The following is an 18,191-nucleotide window of genomic DNA, read 5'->3' as shown; positions in this document are numbered from 1 at the left end:
GGTACGGATTAAAAACGGGCCAGGGTGTCTACCCAGGCCCAAATTTTTAGGGACCCTTCTCCAATTTTGGGAATCTAATACACGACAAATTTTCAGTCTTACAGTATTATTTTTTTACAACTGAATAGCCTCAAACCGGAATCCTTTTTCACTAAAATAATGCAGCATATCTGGTAATGCTTTTTGCATACGCGGAAAAGCTTTTTCGCTATCGTGAAATACAATTATGCTACCCGGTTTTGTTTTATTGATCACATTGAGTGAGCAATTTTCAGCAGAAAGGGCCTTATCAAAATCTCCACTTAACACATCCCACATAATCACTTTAAGGGCTTGGTTGGAACCTTTATACGCCGCTGTGCCAGACAGTATTTTTACTTGAAATTGGGTAATCCGGCCGTAAGGTGGCCGGAACAGGTTGAGTCTATATATTTCGCAGCTTCAAGGATGTTATTGATATATTGATCGTTCTTTACTTTCCATCCATTGAAGTGATTGTGGGTGTGGTTGCCCGTACGATGTCCTTCGTCTAAGATCCGGCGGTAAATAGCCGGGTATTCCACCACATTTTTACCGATACAAAAGAAGGTGGCTTTGGCCTGAAATTGCTGTAAGGTATCCAGCACAAAAGGGGTAGCCATGGGGTGCGGTCCGTCGTCGAAAGTGAGGTAAATGATCTTTTCCCGGGTGGGTATATGCCAGGTACAACCAGGGTACAGCTTTTGAGCAGCCATGGAGTTTTTACAAAATAGAACATAATGGCGAGTGGTTAGTGGTAAGTGCCAGTGGTTGGAGGCATTTACCCGCGACTCCCCGTTTACCACCTGGCTTCAGCGTAAAGGTAGCAGAAATTATTCGGCATACCCGGTTATATGGTATACCTTCTGCTCGTACCTGAAAATCTTACCATGCTTTTTCAGGTATACTTCCTGGTCCCGTTCGCTGGTCAGTATCTTGTCGAGGTAGGTTTTAACAGCGGGGTCCTTGATCGTTACAGGGCTTCCTTGTTCAATAGCCGCTTCTATATAGCCTCTTAACAAAGGCTCCAGCTCTTCCTGAAACAGGTTATTGCCGGCAAATACATCCATCCCGATCACCTTATCGCCACTTACGCATACAAAGCCCGTTATGCTGCTATCCTGTAAGATCTTGTCATAAAAATAGCGGAAGTATTCCGTTTCCTGCAGCATGTATTTCTTATCCTGCTTCCTGGCGGTATAGGCCAGGGTGGGCGATTTGATGGCACTGCCTTCCAACTGACCAAAGATCTCTTTCCATACCAATACCTGATTCCTGGACTGATCGAGCACCTTACGCAAAGCGGGATTGGCGTATCCATAATAGCCAAACTTTTTCTCCTTATCACTCCAGCGGCCTTCTTCCACACACATCACATCAATGTATTGATCCCTCCCATTGGGCGCCAGTACTGTGTCTCTCGTAACCATGCGGTCCTGCCGGCCACCGGTAATGATCTCGCCCGAAGCAATGAATACGGCGGTATCCGAGCTGTTGTTGATCCTTAAATAATGAACATTTTCGGTAGAGGCGCTTCCCCGCTCACTTATTTTTACATACCCCAGTTTCAATGCCTGGCTGAGAGAAATGATGGGCCTGCCTTGTTGTTGGGGAAAGGCAAAGGGATTGCCGGCTCCGCCACCCTTGGGACGGATGGGTATTATTTTGAGGTTTTTGTGCTCCCAGGTACTGTCATAGTCCACCTCCAGGTTTTGGTAGGTAAGCTGCGCCTGTGTACGTTTTACAACGCAGCACAACAGTAGCAGGAAGAACAGCTTGGGTATATAATAATAACGACCGATGATCTAAAATAGTACTTTTCCCAACGTCACCAACCTTATCCCTTCTACTTGCGACTCCTTATCTTTGCCCCCTATGGCAAAAAAAAGTACGTGTTCGTTTTGCACCCAGTCCTACAGGTGGCCTGCACCTGGGTGGTGTGCGCACAGTTTTATACAATTACCTGTTTGCCCGCCAACAAGGGGGCGATTTTGTGCTGCGTATTGAAGACACAGACCAAACGCGTTTTGTACCCGGCGCTGAAGAATACATTATTAATTGCTTGAAGTGGTGCGGCCTGGAACCCGATGAAGGTCCGCATGTGGGTGGTGATTATGGCCCCTACCGCCAAAGTGAACGCAAGGCCATGTACCGCCAGTATGCGGAACGCCTGGTACAAACTGGTCATGCTTATTATGCATTTGACCGGCCCGAAGAACTGGAGTCTATGCGCGAAAGGTTCAAAACTGCCGAGAATCCCTCGCCACAATATGATCGTACGGTACGCCTGCAAATGCGTAACTCCTGCTCTCTTACGCTGGAAGAAACTGAAACCTTGCTGGAAGATGGCATACCGCATGTGATCCGCATCCGGATGCCGGAAAATGAAACGGTGAGCTTTAACGATATGATCAGGGGTGAAGTAAGTTTTAATACCAGCCTGGTAGATGATAAAGTACTCTTGAAAGCAGATGGTATGCCTACCTATCACCTCGCGGTGGTAGTAGATGATTACCTGATGAAGATCACACACGCTTTCCGGGGCGAAGAATGGCTGCCCAGTGCGCCAGTGCATGTACTGTTGTGGAAATACCTGGGCTGGGAAAAGACATGCCCCAGTGGGCGCACCTGCCTTTGATCCTGAAACCCGATGGCAATGGTAAATTAAGCAAACGTGATGGCGACCGCCTGGGTTTCCCGGTATTTGCCATGAACTGGATAGATCCTAAGAACAATGAACAAACCAAAGGTTTCCGGGAACTGGGCTTTTTGCCCGAAGCCTTCGACAACCTGCTGGCGATGCTGGGATGGAATGATGGTACAGCCCAGGAACTCTTTACGCTGGAAGAGTTGATCGCCAAGTTTTCGATGGACCGGGTACATAAGGGTGGCGCCAAGTTTGATTATGAGAAAGCCAAATGGTTCAACCACGAATGGATCAAGAAACTGCCGGTTGAACACTACCAGTCGACTGTAAAGGCATACCTGGCAGAAAAAGGACTGATCATTTCCGATGACAATTACCTCACCAGGGTCATGACCCTTGTAAAGGACCGTTGTACGTTGCTAACCGACTTTTATGAGCAATCGAAGTTCTTGTTTGAAACACCTGTCCAACTGGACCTGGAGGCAGTAAAGCCCAAATGGAATGCAGATAAGAAAGCATTCTTTGATGCAGTGATCGATGAGCTGCAGGCTGCCAGCAGCTGGAAGGCCGCCGACCTGGAAGCCTCTTTCAAAGCACTGGCTACGCAAAGAATATAAAACCCGGAGAAGTATTACTGCCCTTGCGCATCATGCTGGTGGGTGGTAAATTCGGTCCGGGCGTATTTGATATTGCTGAACTGATTGGGAAAGAAGAAACATTGAAGCGGATCAAGATGGCACTGAGCCAGCTCTCGTAGCTACGAGCCACGAGCTGCGAGCTACGAGCTAATGCAAATCCATTGCTAAATCCAATGCTTATGAGAAACTTTAAGGATCTAAAGATCTGGCAGAAGGGTTTTGATATTGCTGTGCTTACTTTTAAATTAACAAGTACTTTTCCTAAAGAAGAAAAGTTTGGCTTGTGTTCGCAGGTAACCAGGGCAGCGGTGTCAATCCCTTCCAACATTGCAGAAGGTAGTAGCCGGAACAGTGGAAAAGATTACAGCCGTTTTGTTGAAATTTCCCTTGGATCTAGTTTTGAATTAGAAACCCAATTGCTGATTGCAAAAGCAGCCAATTTTGGGGACAGCAACCTAACTAACGAATTGCTTCAGCAAATAGATGAAGAGCAAAAAATGCTAATGAGCTTCCTTAGTAAGTTAAAAAAATAAACGACTTGTTGCAACTTGCTAGCTAGTCCACCTAAGCAAATGCTCAGGGCTCGCAGCTCGAAGCTCACAGCTCATAGCTCTAAAACAAGCTATATGAATGATAAATTAAACCGACCTGTACGCGTATTGGTGGCGAAAGTAGGCCTTGACGGGCACGACCGGGGCAAAAGTAATTGCCACAGCCTTGCGCGATGCAGGGATGGAAGTGATCTATACGGGCTTGCGGCAAACACCCGAAATGGTCGTCAATGCTGCCCTGCAGGAAGACGTTGACGCTATTGGCATCAGCATCCTTTCCGGCGCCCACATGACCATTTTCCCCAAAGTGATCCAACTGATGAAGGACAAAGGCATGGATGATGTATTGCTTACCGGCGGCGGCATCATTCCGGAAGATGATATGCAGGAATTAAATGGCATGGGTGTAGGCAAACTCTTTGCGCCAGGCACTTCCACCAATGATATTGCCAGTTATATTACCAACTGGGTAAAGGAGCACAGGAGCTTCTAACCTACTCTACCTGTCGAACCGGCTTTTTAAATGCCGGCGCTTTTTCCCGGTTGCTGTTCAATTCTATTTTTAAAGGCCCTTTCCAGATCATGGTGAGCTTTGGATTTTGATACAGGCTCATCGTTTCACACTTATAGTCAAAAGCATAGTTGAACTTCCTATCGGGGACCAGGATTGCCATATTGCAGTCACCCTTTGGGACAAATACGGAAAAGGGAAATTAGAGAACCGGTTGACAGCGCATATAGAAGACATTCCTTAGATTTGGAAAAATCTTTGTTATGTACGAAACATTGCTTGTAGAAGTAGAACAGCAAATTTGTATTATTACGATCAACCGTCCCGACAAATTGAATGCACTGAATAAAACAGTGATGGATGAATTGAGCAAAGCTATTGATGAAGTATATAACAATACGGGTATTAAGTCGGCTATCATTACCGGATCGGGCAGTAAAGCGTTTGTAGCAGGTGCTGATATCAGCGAGTTTCAGGGATTGACCAAAGAACAAGGTATGGCATTGGCTAAAAAGGGCCATGATATCTTTTTCAAAATAGAAAACGCTCCCAAACCCATTGTAGCAGCCGTGAATGGTTTTGCACTGGGTGGTGGCTGTGAATTGGCCCTGGCCTGTCATTTTATGATCGCTTCGGACAATGCCAGGTTCGGACAACCCGAAGTGAACCTGGGTTTAATTCCCGGCTATGGTGGTACACAAAGGCTGCTACAGGCAGCAGGTAAGGGCCGGGCGATGGAACTATTAATGAGCGGGAAGATGATCAACGCAGCGGAAGCACAGCAATACGGACTGGTGAATGAGGTAGTAACGCTTGATCAACTGTTGCCCAAGGTAAAAGAGATCCTGCAAAACATACAATCCAAGGCGCCCATTGCCATTGCCAATATTATTGAGTGTATCAATCAATTTGATCATACGCAAAAGGGATATGACCTGGAGATACAGAAATTTGGAGAATGCTTTGCTACGGAAGATATGCAGGAAGGCGTCACCGCCTTTTTGGAAAAAAAAAGAAAACCTGTATTCAAAGGCAAATAAAAAGCTGTCAAATTTCACTGTCCGGTTTCAGACCCCGGACATCAGGCTTCCAAACCCGGACTTCCGGACTTCCGTCTTTCGGACTTCCCGTCTTCCGGACTTCCCGTCTTCCGGACTTTCGGACTTCCGGACTTTCGGACTACTTATTCAGCATCGGCTTTACCTCCTGGGTATCTGTCGTCAACAGCGGTACCTGGTATCCGCCTGAATCAATGAGGGCATGGGGAAAGGCTTGCCGTAATTGAGCATAGTCTTCTTTCCGGATGGCGGTCTGATAGCAATAAATAGATTGGAGTTGTTCAAGCCCCTTCAATTGGAGAAGGCCCGTTGCACTTATTTTCGTTCCTACCAGGTTGAGGTACTGCAAATGTTTAAGTCCTTTCAACTGCTGTAAGCCGGCATCGGTAATATTGGTATGATCCAGTTGCAGGCGGGTGATATTGCTGCATTGGGCAATAATATGTAAGCCGGTATCATTCAGGGAGGGTATGCCCAGTTTTAACCATACCAGTTGTTTTTTTACAGGCAATAACAATTCCAGGTCTTTATTCTTTGCCCCGCCGGCTGTTATGAAATTGGCTGACAGGTAATTGCTGGCCTTCGACACCGGGATGATCACTACGCCCAGCGCTCTTATTCTTTTCAGTGCGCTGTCATCTGCTTTACCTACTGGCTCGGCCGGAATGGCGGCAGGCAATGCCTTCTTTTCAATAGTGGGCGTTTGCAGGGCCAGTAGTGCTGGTTTTATAGCGGCGGGCTGCTCCAGTTCTTTTACTTTTTATCGAAGGAAGCGCCTGATTCGATCCACCAATGTACCAGGGCTATTTCGCTTTCGGACATTTGAGGTTTCTCTTTGGGCGGCATATGGTCATCATGTTCACGCGGCAACAATAGGCGCTTCATCATTTCGCTTTCGGCAGCCTTGCCGGGTGTTAAGGCTACTCCATTCTTTCCGCCTTTCAGCAGGAGTGCCTGCTCATCCATACGCAAGCCACCTTTTTGTTTGTTCTTATTGTGGCAGCTATAACATTTGGTTTCCAGCAGGGGTTGTATAACCTCCTTATAGGCTCCGGCTTCCTGCACATTGGCAATAACCACGCGTTTGGCTGTATCGCCTCCCTGGCTCCATCTGTAAATGCCCTGGTTAAATAATCCGAACCATGGGTAAGTGATCCACCAATATGCCCCGTAATACTTACCAGCACAATCAATAAGATCATCAAGGGCCAATGCCAGCGTTGTGCGGTATTGCGCCTGCGCAGAAAATACAATACAATGGCAACCACCGCTACGCCTATACCCAGCCATTGGTGCTGATTCACCATTTGTTCATCATAATCATCGCTGTGCGATAAAAATAACCGGTAATGCAGGCAATAACCGCACTGATCATACCAATCAACAGGGAAGTGGTAATAGCCTGCGCAAAATCAGTACCCGGCTTTCTCTTTTCTATCAGCTGGAGGATACACGCGAGTATAAGAATCCCAATGGGCAGGTGTACGAATACGGGGTGGAAATGACCAATGAATGAAGACATAGTTGAAAACAAGCTACGAGCTGCGAGCTTTGAGCCGCGAGCCTTGAAATACAAGTTTTGAGCCCCCTTAGGTTGTAGCTCGAAGCTCGTAGCACAAGGCCCGCCGCTTATTTAAGAATATCGTTTTCTAAGCAATTGCATCATGTGCACATTGATGGCCCACTGATCGGCCAATGGCTGCCGGGTATAAGGCAGGGTGGGCATATAATCGGGCGGACCAAATTCTGTAAGGATGGTCAAAGGCAGTCCTGCCTTCTTTTTCTTTTCGGCGATGCTGTCCCACCAGGCGATATGTGCTTTTACGGCCGGTTCCCATTCGGGTGCACGGGGATCGCTCACCTGTGGCCCTTCGGGATGGCCTACGCGCGCATGGATATGATCCGTACGGTCCAGGGCCAGTTTTACCGTTTCGGGTTGATCGCCCAGGAAGCTTTCATGTACTGTACACCAATGCGAAATATCCAGTGTAAGGCGCAGATCGGGCAATTGTTCCATGAACTGCCTGGCAATGGAAGCGGCAAACAATATCCTCGACCGGTGTGTTTCATGGCAAATACGGATACCCGTTTGTTTGGCCAGTTGGGTAGTATGTTCAATAAAGGCTTTATTCTGTTCAAAAGAAAAATAATCGCGGCCCGAGTGGCAGTTGATGTACAGGGGTCGTTGGCTGGTATTGTTGGCTGCTGCATCCACGGCCTTCTTAAAATCGGCCAGGTGTTGTTGCCAGTTACTGGATGATCCGCCGCAAAGGAAGCCAATATCAAGTCCATGTTTTTTAGGGCAGCAAATAACTCTTGCTGTCCTGCTGCATCACCTGGCCACCACATTTCAATACCATCATACCCTTCTTTTTTGCCCTGGCGCAAAACTCATCCACTGTACCCCGGAAACCCCAGTTGGTACCCATGATCTTTAATGAATAACCCTGGTTGGTATGGAATGCCGGCTTTTCCATGGCCAATGTTTCAAATGATGTTAACATCATAGCGGCACTGGCCGATGCGCCCATTCCAAAAAACTTTCTACGGGATAATGGCATTGTCCTTAGTTTATTTTGATAATAAATGATTATCCATTTTCACTTCCTGATCAGACTGTAGACTTGGAGCGGCGAGCTTTGAGCTACGAGCCGCGAGCCTTGGAATACAAGCTGTGCGTTTCAAGCTGCGAGCTAAAGGCTTCCCAGAGGTGACACCTTTCGCTTGCTAAGAGAACGAAAGGTGTCACCTCTCTGCTAGTCGAAGGCGGTTTCCCGCTAGCTGGCGGGACTCAACCTGACATTTCCTTCCTTATGCAATGATCTCCTCAATGACCCGGCCATGCACATCCGTGAGCCGGAATGGCCTGCCCTGGAACTGATACGTAAATTTTTCATGGTCAAATCCCAGCTGGCTCAAGATGGTAGCCTGTACATCAAAGGCGGTTGTTTTACCGCTGATGGCGCTATAACCTATTTCATCTGTTTCACCATAGCTGGCGCCCCTCCTGATACCACCACCGGCCATCCAAATGGTAAAGGCTTCTACGTGGTGGTCCCGGCCTTTGAAGGGGTTTTGTTTGCCATCCCGGTTTTCCATCATGGGTGTGCGGCCAAATTCGCCACCCCATACTACCAGCGTATCTTCCAGCAAACCCCGCTGCTTGAGGTCCAGCAGCAATGCCGTAGTGGCTTTATCTACCTGTCGGCATTTGTTGATGAACCCTACATCAATGGCCAGGTTGGAATCGGTACCATGGCTATCCCATCCCCAATCGAACAGTTGCACAAAGCGTACTCCTTTTTCTACCAGCTTGCGGGCCAGCAATACATTATTGGCATAACATGATTTGCCTGGCTGGGTGCCATACATTTCATGAATATATTCAGGCTCATCATTGATGTTCATCACTTCCGGCACGGATATCTGCATGCGATAAGCCATTTCATATTGCGATATGCGCGACAAGGTTTCCGGGTCCTGAAACTCGGCATACTGTTGCCGGTTCACTTCATTGATAGCATCTATCGACGCTTTGCGCAGGTCACGGTCCATACCGTCTGGATCTTTGATAAACAATACGGGATCACCTTCACTACGGCATTGAACACCCTGGTAAACGCTGGGTAAAAACCACTGCCCCAAACGCTTTTACCTGCATCGGGAAATTTGCCACTGGAGGTGAGCACTACAAAACCGGGCAGGTTTTGGTTTTCTGTTCCCAGGCCATAGGTAGCCCAGGAGCCAATACTGGGGCGACCAAGACGTGGTGCGCCGGTATGCATCAGCAATTGAGCAGGGCCATGATTGAACTGATCGGTAGTAACTGCTTTCAGGAAACTCACTTCATCGGCCACGGTAGCCAGATGTGGCATGTGGTCCGATACCCAGGCACCACTTTGTCCACGTTGTTTGAATGCAGCCTGTGGTCCCATCATTTTGGGAACACCTCTAATGAAAGCAAACTTTTTCCCTTCCAATAAAGAAGGCGGACAATCTTGTCCATCCAATTTCATCAGTGCAGGTTTATAATCAAATAACTCCAGTTGGGAAGGAGCGCCCGCCATGTGCAGGTAGATCACCGACTTTGCCTTACCGGGAAACAAAGGCAGTTTGGGCGCCAATGGATTGGCCGCATCAAAGGCGGTATTGGCTACAGCTTCTTCCTTACCCGGGCCACACATCCCCAGCAACGATCCCAGGGCCAGTGCACCTAATCCCATCGCACTTTCCCGCAGGAAGTTACGCCGGGTAAAAAATGCAGCGCCCGCGCATTGGCTTCATTGAGGAGGCGTTGGTTATGCAATTCTTTTTGAGTCATGTTAGTAACGGATTGCTGCTAGTTTTTGGTGATCAATTCATCCAGGTTCAACATCGCATTGGCAGTGACTACCAGCGCGGCCATTTCGGGTTTATTGTGTTGATCCATGACACCAATCATAGCACAGGTTTTATCTTTATCCTGCTGATATTTTTGCAGGGCTTCATTATACAATTTGGTCAGGGTAGCCAGTCTCGCTGCTGTAATGGGTTTATACATGGCCAGCTCATACCCCTTACTGATCTGTTGTTGTACGATATTACCCGCCAGTTGCTCCATCCGGTAAGCGAGGTGCCGCGCCATATCGAGGTATACTTCATCATTCAGGGTCACCAGTGCTTGTAAAGGAGTGTTGGTACGTATGCGCCTGGACACGCATACTTCTCTTGGCGCTCCATCAAAAGTGATCATGGAAGGATAAGGCGCTGTACGTTTCCAATAGGTATAAATGGCACGCCGGTGTGCATTTTCGCCGGTTGCATTCCGCCATTGGGCGCCATTCCAGGGCGATAACCAAATACCATCAGGCTGGAAGGGGAATACCGCAGCGCCATACATATTATTACTCATCAGACCGCTGATACACAAACCCTGGTCTCTTACCTGTTCGGCCGATAAGCGCACGCGTGAACCCCTTGCATATAATTTATTGAAAGGATCTTTTTCCAACAGCTCCGGGTTCACTTTTGAATCCTGCCGGTAAGTAGCTGATAATACAATTTCCCGTATCAGCTTTTTAATGCTCCACTTGTATTGGTGCATTAGCTGGTAAGAAAGATAATCCAACAATTCGCGGTGGGTAGGCTGAATACCTTGTGTGCCCAGGTCTTCGAGCGTTTCGGCCAGGCCGGCGCCAAAGAATTGTTCCCAGATCCTGTTGACCATGGTACGCGCCGTGAGGGGATTATCCGTTTGTGTTAACCACATGGCCAGGCCCAGCCTGTTGCGTGGAGCTTTATCTGGAAAACGGTTAAGTGCATGTGGCACATCGGGGGTAACGGTTTTTCCTTTCACCAGCCAGTTGCCCCGCTCAAATACCTGTGTGGGCCGGTGCATGCTGGCAGGGTTGTCCATCATAATGGGTGTAGCAGGTACACCTTTATTCAGCAGTCCCCACCAACGCATTTCATTTTCTGCAAAACCCGGTTGCCCTTTGCCCGGGAAAGCCGCTGCAAAATGAAACCAGTCGAAGGTAACCCCACTGGCTTCGGGATTGGTAAGACTGGCACTACTATACGTTAAATAGAGCGGATGCACCCCCTTCGTTAATGGCAGGTCAAAGCGATGGATCTCCCAACCCTTGGTAGCGGGCAACATGATCTTTTAATAATGGGTCCTGTAGCGCTATCCAATCGTAAGTTCAATACCCCATCTGCCAGTCCCGTTGAATAACGGAGTATCAATTGTGTTTTATCCTGCAGGTCTACCTGGTTCAAACGGGCAATACCATTGTTTCGGCAGGTGAGCCACTTGGTATCGGCCAGTGCACTATTGGCAATTACATCGGCAGTAAGTGAATGGATAGAGGGTTCCCAGGTTTTTACAAATAACTCCCATTCGCGGGCCACTTCTTTGGTTGAATACCTGGTAGCATAGTTAACCATCGTTACCAATTCCTGTTTCATCGAATCGGTAAAATGCCGCAATAGCGGATAATCTTCATAGGTATCTTCATCACGCGTATCATTGAAGAAGGCCATGAACTTATAATACTCATCATGTGTAAACGGATCATAAGGATGGCTATGACATTGAACGCAGGCAAAGGTAGTGCCCATCAATCCTTCCCAGGTAGCATTCACGCGGTCAAGGACAGCTGCTGTACGGAACTCTTCATTGTCTGTTCCTCCTTCATCATTGGTCATCGTATTGCGATGAAAGGCGGTAGCTATGAATTGCGCATCGGAGGGGTCGGGCAGCAGGTCGCCGGCTAATTGTTCGGTAAGAAATACATTATACGGTTTGTCTTCATTAAAAGCCTGGATCAGCCAGTCGCGGTAGCGCCAGATATTGCGCCCCGCATCACGTTCATATCCCTTGGTATCTGAATAGCGGGCCAGGTCGAGCCAAACAGCCGCCCATTTTTCTCCAAAACGTGGAGAAGCCAGCAAGGTATCCACCAATTGTTCATAAGCATTGGGCGCCGTACTTTTTAAGAACCGCTGGGCTTCGACATCACTTACCGGCATTCCGGTGAGGTCGAGGCTTACCCGCCTCAACAAGGTTGCCTTGTCTGCTTCAGGCGAAGGCTTCAGCTTAGCTTCCTCCAACTTTTCATAAATAAAATGATCTATTTCATTGCGGGCACTGGCATTAGCGGTGGCAGGCACCGGCGTTTCTTTTACCGGAACATAGGCCCAGTGGTCGCCCCATACAGCGCCTTGCTTTACCCAGGCCGTTAAGACCTTGATCTCATCCTCGGTTAGTGGTTCATGCTTATAAGGCATTCGCTCTTCGGGGTCTTTGAGGGTAAGCCGGCGGATCATATCACTTTCATCAGGCCGGCCGGGAATAATGGCCGGTTTACCCGATTCGGTATTGGCCAATGCTTCCGAACGGAACAGGAGGCTAAAGCCGCCCTGACGTTTTACACCGCCATGGCAGGAAATACATTTCTTATTAATGATGGGTTTAACTTCGGTATTGAAGTCAATGGTGTGGCTACGGGTACTAAACGTAAATACCAGTACAGCTGCCAATAAAACAGCAATAACCAATAAGGTTTTCTTTACAGCAGGAGCAATCATATGTGATAACCGTTTGGCTGACGGATAAAGTTAGCATTAATCCCGCTGCCCTAACCTGCAAAAAAAAAAAAGGAAGATGCGCAATCGTTTGTCTTTTTTTAATATATTACCGGTTTATTTTCGTTTATATGGAGAAAAAACTGCCTACCATTAAAGAAATAGCTCAGCGCCTGAGTATTTCCATTTCTACTGTTTCCCGTGCATTGCATGATCACCCCAGCATTGGGCTACGTACCCGGCTGGCAGTGAAGAAGATGGCGGCAGAGTTGAATTACGAACCCAATCAAACGGCTATTTTCTTCAAACAGCGCAAGACCTTTACGATTGGTGTCATACTGCCCAACCTGCGCGAGGAATTCTTTTCTTCGGCCATTAATGGGATTGAGGCCATCGCCCTGCAGAATAACTATATTGTACTGATAGGTCAGTCGCACGATGATATTGAGAATGAGAAGAAGATATTGGAAACCATGAAAAAACACCGGGTGGATGGTATCCTGGCTTCTATATCCAAGAATACCACACAGATTGACCATTTTGAGCAGATACGGAGTTATGATATCCCGGTGGTGTTTTTTGATCGGGTGCCCGATGTGCCCGATGTGCATTCTGTAAGCTGCAACCTGTACCATAGCTCAATTGAAGCAGTAGAATTCCTGATCAATAAAGGCCATAAAACGATTGGTTATATACAGGGCCCACCTACGCTGGGCATTAAAAATGAAAGGCTGGCCGGTTATTATGAGGCGCTGAAAAACACAAGCTACCGGTTGATGAAAGCCTGTTGGTAAGCACCGACCTGTCGACCCAAAGCACCGAAGCTGCCCTGGACCAGTTGTTGAGTAAAAGAAAAAGCCTACGGCCATCCTGGTATTTAATGATTATGTGGCCCTGGATGCCATCCATTATGCCCGTCAAAAGAAACTCAAGATCGATAAAGACATCACTTTTGTGAGCTATGCCAATGTATCGGTAACCAGGTACCTCGACTATCCTCCCATAGCCTCTGTTGAACAGTTTCCCTACGACCAGGGCGCAAGGGCTACGGAATTGTTATTCAAACTATTGGACACCAAATCCAACCGGCAGGATATTCCCTATGAGAACGTGGTATTAAAAAGCGAATTAATCGTGCATTAAGGCCTAATCCGCCTACCTTTGCCCACAAATTTTTTTGTTATGGATTATCGTATTGAAAAAGATACCATGGGCGAGGTGCAGGTACCGGCCGATGCTTTATACGGCGCACAGACCCAACGCAGCATTGAGAATTTCAAGATTGCACAGGACACGAATAAAATGCCGAAAGAGATCATCCGTGCATTTGCCTACCTGAAGAAAGCTGCTGCCATTACCAATTTTGAAGCAGGTGTATTACCCCAGGAAAAGTCGGACCTGATCGGACAAGTATGTGATGAAATACTGGCTGGTAAGTTGGATGCTTATTTCCCGCTGGTAGTATGGCAAACGGGTTCCGGTACGCAGTCCAATATGAACGTTAATGAAGTAGTAGCCTACCGCGGTCATGTGATCAAAGGTGGCAAGCTGACGGATAAAGAAAAGTTTCTGCATCCCAATGATGATGTAAACAAATCACAATCTTCCAACGATACGTTCCCTACTGCCATGCACATTGCGGCCTATAAAATGCTGGTGGATGTAACCATCCCCGGTATTGAAAAGCTGCGTGATACCCTGGCTGCCAAGAGCAAGGAATATATGAAAGTGGTAAAGATTGGCCGCACACACTTTATGGATGCTACGCCCCTGACGGTAGGCCAGGAGTTCAGCGGTTATGTATCTCAATTGAACCACGGCCTGAAAGCCATCAAAAACACCCTGGCCCATTTAAGTGAACTGGCCCTGGGTGGTACCGCTGTAGGTACCGGCATCAATACCCCCGCTAACTATTCAGAGAATGTGGCCAAACATATTGCGGCACTGACGGGACTTCCATTCATCACCGCCGAGAACAAGTTTGAGGCACTGGCGGCCCATGATGCGATCGTAGAAGCCCATGGCGCCCTGAAAACAGTAGCCGTAAGCCTGATGAAGATCGCTAATGATGTACGCATGTTGAGCTCTGGTCCACGCAGCGGCATCGGCGAACTGTTCATTCCTGACAATGAACCCGGTTCTTCCATCATGCCCGGCAAGGTAAACCCCACCCAGTGTGAAGCCCTCACCATGATCGCTGCACAGGTACTGGGTAATGACGTGGCCATTAATATTGGTGGCGCTACCGGTCATTTTGAATTGAATGTATTCAAGCCCGTAATGATCTATAACTTCCTGCACAGCGCCCGCCTCATTGGTGATGGCTGCGTAAGCTTTAATGACAAGTGTGCAGTTGGCCTGGCACCCATTGAAGAGAATATCAAAAAGCATGTTGATAATTCCCTGATGCTGGTTACAGCCCTCAATACCAGGATCGGTTATTACAAAGCCGCTGAAATAGCCCAGAAGGCACATAAGGAAGGTACTACCCTTAAAGAGATGGCCGTGAAGCTGGGCTATGTAACACCTGAGCAATTTGACGAATGGGTAATCCCAGCCAATATGGTGGGTAAGATCTGACACCAGAAGGATCAAAGCGAATTATAATAAAAGACCCTGTATGTAACAAAACATACAGGGTCTTTTATTTACACAGAGAACCAGAAACTATAGGTTGCTACAACTTCACGGCCACATTGGCCAGTACATTCATCGGCATTTGCGGAGTGATCGTACCCTGACCCAGGAAGTATTGCTCATCAGTGATATTATCAAACTTAACACCCAGGCGGAACCTTCTTGTTTCATAAAACACCGTCGCATTCAGGAGTGTATAGGGATCAAAGGTAAATACACCTGTGACAGCCGAATTGGCCGTCATATGCTTACCGGTATAAGTGCCACCAACACCTACACCCAATCCTTTGAAGTCACCCTTCAATATGGAATAGCTCACCCAGAGATTGGCCAGATCTGCCGGGCCTGCAGCAGCCGGACGCCTGCCCTGCAACGCTGCTGTTGTCTTCGTCAGTTTGCTGTTATTGTGTGCATAGCCACCATTGATATTCAGTCCTGGTAAAGGATTAGCATTCAGCTCAAACTCAATACCCTTACTCGTTTGCGTACCATCCTGCACCGTCACATTGTAATCAACACCATTTTGCTTGTACACATCCGGACGCGTAATATTATCTACCTTAATATCATAATAGCTGGCCGTAAAGTTGAGCTGATTGTTAAACAGTTCCAGCTTCACACCACCTTCAAACTGATTGGCCTGCTGCGGCTTGAATGTGCCTGACAGTTCCGGTATGGGCTGTGTCACCGGCGGCACATTGCTGAAACCATTCATGTAGTTACCAAACACCGATACCTGGTTTTTGATCACCTCATACACTACTCCGAATTTGGGAGAGAAAGCTGTTTGTTGGTAATTACTGTTGGCCACTATCGCATTGGTAGCATGGTTGATCGTACCCTTGCTGTCAAAACGATCTACCCGCAAACTAAGCATGGCCAACAGATTGGAAGTGAGGTTTATCACATCCGATGCATAAACACTGTATATATAGGAACTACCATGGTTCCTGGTAGCAGCGAGTGTGCTCGCCATCAGCTTTTGGTCCACCCCATATTTGGAGATCTTCGCATAATTCTTGTCATTCAGCGTACCATTCACAGTATCATACGCGATATACGGTGAATTGTCATTATTCACTTTCAGCCGCAGGTAATCGATCCCTACCAGCAACCTGTTCTTAAACCCGGCAATCCTGAAGTTGCCAATAAAGTTCTGCTGGATATCCAGTGCCGTGTTGATCGTATTCTGTAAGGACACATTCCGTTCCAGCGAATCATCCGTATTCCTACGGATAAACTGGTATTGGTAATAACCATCTGATTTCCGGGTATTGCTGGAAATGACCGTTTGTGAAGTCCAGTTCTCCGACAATTTGTAAGTACCTACCGCACGTACATTCACCGTAGGTGTTTTCATGGTAAGGTCATTGCTCGTATAAGAACGCTTCCAGTCGAAGTTCAACTCATCAGGCCCATGCGCCACAAAGGGACGTATACGATTGAGAAATGCCGTAGAAGGGCTGGTAGCTTCGGCATTGTAGAAATCAGCATTCAGGTTGATCTTCAATCTTTCGCTGGCACGCAATTCCAGTGAAGGAGCAAGGTATATTGTTTTTTGAAGCCTGCATCCTGCCAGCTAAGCTGGTGATGATACGAAGCATTCAACCTGAATAGTACCGTCTTTTCCTTGTTGAGCGGCCCGTATATATCAGCCATCACCCGGTTGAGGTTAAAACTGCCCGTAGTATAAGAAACCTCACCGCCCAATGTATCCAACGGCTTTTTGGTAATGATATTCACCATGCCGCCAAAAGAAGTGACCGCACCACCAAACAAAGTAGCAGAAGGCCCTTTCAATACTTCGATCCTTTCGATAGAGGCCGGATCATAATCACCATTCGTTTGTCCCGGCACACCATCAACCATGGAAGCTTCCGTGCGGAAGCCACGCAGAGAGTAGAAAGAGGCTCCATCTGCATTAATACCCCGGCTGCCCTGTACTTTGTAAAGGCCCGGTGCATTGCGCAACGCACTGCCGAAATCGATCACCATTTGCTCCCGCAGCAGGTTTTTAGGGATCGAAGTATATACCTGTGGGTTTTCCAGCCGGCTCAGCGGCATCTTGGCCACCGACTGACTTTCTTTGGAATAGAATTTGTTTTTCTGCCGGCTATCACGATCTCTTCCAGGAAAGCATGGTTTTCTGTAAGCCTGAAATCATATTCAGCAGCTTCATTCTCCTTAATAGATATCTCCTTTTCTACAGGTTTCAGTTCCACAGAACTCACCCGGAGGACATAATTGCCCGGAGCTATACCAGTAATTTTGTATTCGCCCAGCGTATTGGTAGTGGTAGCGTGTTTTTACCTACCAATACCACAGATACGCCCTCTGCAGGCTGACCATCCGAAGAAAATACCTTTCCATGCAGGGTCCCGCCGCCCTGTGCATAGGACAACGTGCGGGCCAGGGTTAATGCACAGCAAAACAGCGTAAAGAGTAGCTTAATTTTCATGGGCGCAAAGGAAGGTACTACCCTTGACACCCGCTTACGGGATCAGGAAATCAGCTTACGAAATGGGTAACAGTTTGGGGACATGCTACTGCTCTTTTTGCTTTTCTACCTCATTCGCCCGCTTAATCCTTATAATTCTTAAAGGAGTCACTATCAGGACCACGAAAAATGCATAAACCGGATAGTGCCCTCCCTCATAAAGATAATCCCAATAATTTCCGTTAAAAGGCTGTGAAAGGTTCCAGTCGCATATTGAAACTGTAAAAACATAGGTTAATGCTAAAGCAATCATTGACAAATAAATCCAATTCATCCCTTCCACTACTTTCACAACCCAAATGGCAAAAAAGATAATACAGGCTAAATAAAATAAGATGGGTTAGAAAAGCGCCGAAACAAGCATAAGTCATTACCAATAAACTTTGAAAATAGGTCAAATGCTCTCTCTTTGAATATTTTAAAGACTCAAATAATATACTTAAAAGCATACTTAATAGAAATGCCCATATAAAGGATCTCACTTTCATTATTTGACCTGTTAATTACCACTATTTATTACTTTCTGCTTATCCTCGAGCGTCACGCTGTTCTCATAATCAATCCTATTC

Annotated in this window: 22 protein-coding genes and 2 pseudogenes; 8 read left to right on the top strand and 16 right to left on the bottom strand. The window is 47.3% G+C overall.

The genetic code is table 11. From position 1 onward, the window contains the following. Positions 1 to 114 precede the first annotated feature (114 nt). The 3 genes from RS881_RS06205 to RS881_RS06195 all read right to left on the bottom strand — a co-directional run bounded on the left by RS881_RS06205 (position 115) and on the right by RS881_RS06195 (position 1,775). Positions 115 to 318 (bottom strand): polysaccharide deacetylase family protein, encoded by a 204-nt coding sequence (locus tag RS881_RS06205; RefSeq protein WP_315820277.1) that lies wholly within the window; start codon positions 316 to 318, stop codon positions 115 to 117. Between the two features lie 56 nt (positions 319 to 374). Further along, on the bottom strand, positions 375 to 734 hold the full coding sequence (locus RS881_RS06200; RefSeq protein ID WP_315820276.1) for a polysaccharide deacetylase family protein: 360 nt from the start codon (positions 732 to 734) through the stop codon (positions 375 to 377). A 117-nt stretch (positions 735 to 851) separates the two neighbouring features. Continuing rightward, entirely contained in the window at positions 852 to 1,775 is a 924-nt protein-coding gene (locus RS881_RS06195; RefSeq protein WP_315820275.1) for an ARPP-1 family domain-containing protein, read from the bottom strand. A gap of 182 nt (positions 1,776 to 1,957) precedes the next feature. Between RS881_RS06195 and RS881_RS06190 the strand changes: the two genes are divergently transcribed. The 4 genes and pseudogenes from RS881_RS06190 to RS881_RS06170 all read left to right on the top strand — a co-directional run bounded on the left by RS881_RS06190 (position 1,958) and on the right by RS881_RS06170 (position 4,347). Further along, the gene (locus RS881_RS06190; protein WP_315820274.1) at positions 1,958 to 2,656 is read left to right on the top strand and encodes a glutamate--tRNA ligase; all 699 of its coding nucleotides are present in this window, start codon (positions 1,958 to 1,960) and stop codon (positions 2,654 to 2,656) included. Continuing rightward, positions 2,569 to 3,422 (top strand): annotated as a pseudogene (locus tag RS881_RS06185) (glutamate--tRNA ligase). The gene RS881_RS06190 and the pseudogene RS881_RS06185 overlap by 88 nt, the downstream one beginning before the upstream one ends. Before the next feature lie 60 nt (positions 3,423 to 3,482). Further along, positions 3,483 to 3,836, top strand: coding sequence for a four helix bundle protein (locus RS881_RS06175; RefSeq protein WP_315820272.1), 354 nt, complete (start codon positions 3,483 to 3,485; stop codon positions 3,834 to 3,836). A gap of 145 nt (positions 3,837 to 3,981) precedes the next feature. After that, positions 3,982 to 4,347 (top strand): cobalamin B12-binding domain-containing protein, encoded by a 366-nt coding sequence (locus RS881_RS06170; RefSeq protein ID WP_315820271.1) that lies wholly within the window; start codon positions 3,982 to 3,984, stop codon positions 4,345 to 4,347. Position 4,348: 1 nt separating this feature from the next. On the opposite strand, the gene RS881_RS06165 is transcribed toward RS881_RS06170, so the two are convergent. Beyond that, on the bottom strand, positions 4,349 to 4,528 hold the full coding sequence (locus RS881_RS06165) for a hypothetical protein (RefSeq protein ID WP_315820270.1): 180 nt from the start codon (positions 4,526 to 4,528) through the stop codon (positions 4,349 to 4,351). A gap of 100 nt (positions 4,529 to 4,628) precedes the next feature. Here RS881_RS06165 and RS881_RS06160 point away from each other — a divergent pair, with 100 nt between their 5' ends. Next, positions 4,629 to 5,405 (top strand): enoyl-CoA hydratase/isomerase family protein, encoded by a 777-nt coding sequence (locus RS881_RS06160; RefSeq protein WP_315820269.1) that lies wholly within the window; start codon positions 4,629 to 4,631, stop codon positions 5,403 to 5,405. 139 nt (positions 5,406 to 5,544) lie between these two features. On the opposite strand, the gene RS881_RS06155 is transcribed toward RS881_RS06160, so the two are convergent. From RS881_RS06155 to RS881_RS06120, 8 genes and pseudogenes are all read right to left on the bottom strand, one after another. Continuing rightward, complete coding sequence (locus RS881_RS06155; protein ID WP_315820268.1) at positions 5,545 to 6,102, bottom strand: hypothetical protein; 558 nt, start codon at positions 6,100 to 6,102, stop codon at positions 5,545 to 5,547. A 74-nt stretch (positions 6,103 to 6,176) separates the two neighbouring features. Further along, a complete protein-coding gene (locus tag RS881_RS06150) occupies positions 6,177 to 6,713 on the bottom strand; it encodes a c-type cytochrome domain-containing protein (protein WP_315820267.1) in 537 nt (178 codons plus the stop codon). A gap of 10 nt (positions 6,714 to 6,723) precedes the next feature. Continuing rightward, positions 6,724 to 6,957 carry a DUF2231 domain-containing protein gene (locus tag RS881_RS06145; protein WP_315820266.1) on the bottom strand — a complete coding sequence of 78 codons (234 nt, stop codon included), beginning with the start codon at positions 6,955 to 6,957 and terminating at the stop codon, positions 6,724 to 6,726. Positions 6,958 to 7,056: 99 nt separating this feature from the next. After that, complete coding sequence (locus RS881_RS06140; protein ID WP_315820265.1) at positions 7,057 to 7,638, bottom strand: sugar phosphate isomerase/epimerase family protein; 582 nt, start codon at positions 7,636 to 7,638, stop codon at positions 7,057 to 7,059. An 82-nt stretch (positions 7,639 to 7,720) separates the two neighbouring features. Beyond that, positions 7,721 to 7,984: a hypothetical protein gene (locus tag RS881_RS06135; RefSeq protein WP_315820264.1), complete on the bottom strand. Its 264-nt coding sequence runs from the start codon at positions 7,982 to 7,984 to the stop codon at positions 7,721 to 7,723. Between the two features lie 250 nt (positions 7,985 to 8,234). Then, positions 8,235 to 9,661 (bottom strand): annotated as a pseudogene (locus RS881_RS06130) (DUF1501 domain-containing protein). A gap of 101 nt (positions 9,662 to 9,762) precedes the next feature. After that, positions 9,763 to 11,061, bottom strand: coding sequence for a DUF1553 domain-containing protein (locus tag RS881_RS06125; RefSeq protein ID WP_315820263.1), 1,299 nt, complete (start codon positions 11,059 to 11,061; stop codon positions 9,763 to 9,765). Next, entirely contained in the window at positions 11,010 to 12,491 is a 1,482-nt protein-coding gene (locus RS881_RS06120; RefSeq protein ID WP_315820262.1) for a DUF1549 domain-containing protein, read from the bottom strand. Before RS881_RS06120 ends, RS881_RS06125 begins: the two co-directional genes overlap by 52 nt. 128 nt (positions 12,492 to 12,619) lie before the next feature. On the opposite strand from RS881_RS06120, the gene RS881_RS06115 reads away from it, so the two are divergent. From RS881_RS06115 to fumC, 3 genes are all read left to right on the top strand, one after another. After that, positions 12,620 to 13,282: a LacI family DNA-binding transcriptional regulator gene (locus tag RS881_RS06115; RefSeq protein WP_315820261.1), complete on the top strand. Its 663-nt coding sequence runs from the start codon at positions 12,620 to 12,622 to the stop codon at positions 13,280 to 13,282. Positions 13,283 to 13,376: 94 nt separating this feature from the next. Further along, entirely contained in the window at positions 13,377 to 13,631 is a 255-nt protein-coding gene (locus RS881_RS06110) for a substrate-binding domain-containing protein (protein WP_315820260.1), read from the top strand. Between the two features lie 39 nt (positions 13,632 to 13,670). Beyond that, a complete protein-coding gene (fumC, locus tag RS881_RS06105) occupies positions 13,671 to 15,068 on the top strand; it encodes a class II fumarate hydratase (RefSeq protein WP_315820259.1) in 1,398 nt (465 codons plus the stop codon). A gap of 97 nt (positions 15,069 to 15,165) precedes the next feature. On the opposite strand, the gene RS881_RS06100 is transcribed toward fumC, so the two are convergent. Genes RS881_RS06100 through RS881_RS06085 form a run of 4 tightly spaced genes read right to left on the bottom strand, consistent with a single transcriptional unit; the run spans position 15,166 to position 17,613 of the window. Next, entirely contained in the window at positions 15,166 to 16,653 is a 1,488-nt protein-coding gene (locus RS881_RS06100; protein WP_315820258.1) for a TonB-dependent siderophore receptor, read from the bottom strand. Next, positions 16,632 to 17,189, bottom strand: a complete 558-nt coding sequence (locus RS881_RS06095) for a TonB-dependent siderophore receptor (protein WP_315824372.1) — start codon at positions 17,187 to 17,189, stop codon at positions 16,632 to 16,634. The genes RS881_RS06100 and RS881_RS06095 overlap by 22 nt, the downstream gene beginning before the upstream one ends. Continuing rightward, positions 17,180 to 17,383 carry a peptidase associated/transthyretin-like domain-containing protein gene (locus RS881_RS06090; RefSeq protein ID WP_315824371.1) on the bottom strand — a complete coding sequence of 68 codons (204 nt, stop codon included), beginning with the start codon at positions 17,381 to 17,383 and terminating at the stop codon, positions 17,180 to 17,182. Before RS881_RS06090 ends, RS881_RS06095 begins: the two co-directional genes overlap by 10 nt. Then, a complete protein-coding gene (locus RS881_RS06085) occupies positions 17,380 to 17,613 on the bottom strand; it encodes a hypothetical protein (protein WP_315820257.1) in 234 nt (77 codons plus the stop codon). The genes RS881_RS06090 and RS881_RS06085 overlap by 4 nt, the downstream gene beginning before the upstream one ends. Positions 17,614 to 18,191 lie beyond the last annotated feature (578 nt).

It is taken from the genome of Paraflavitalea speifideaquila, assembly GCF_032395985.1.
Lineage (GTDB): Bacteria > Bacteroidota > Bacteroidia > Chitinophagales > Chitinophagaceae > Paraflavitalea > Paraflavitalea speifideaquila.
This window is presented reverse-complemented; position numbering and strand designations above follow the sequence as displayed.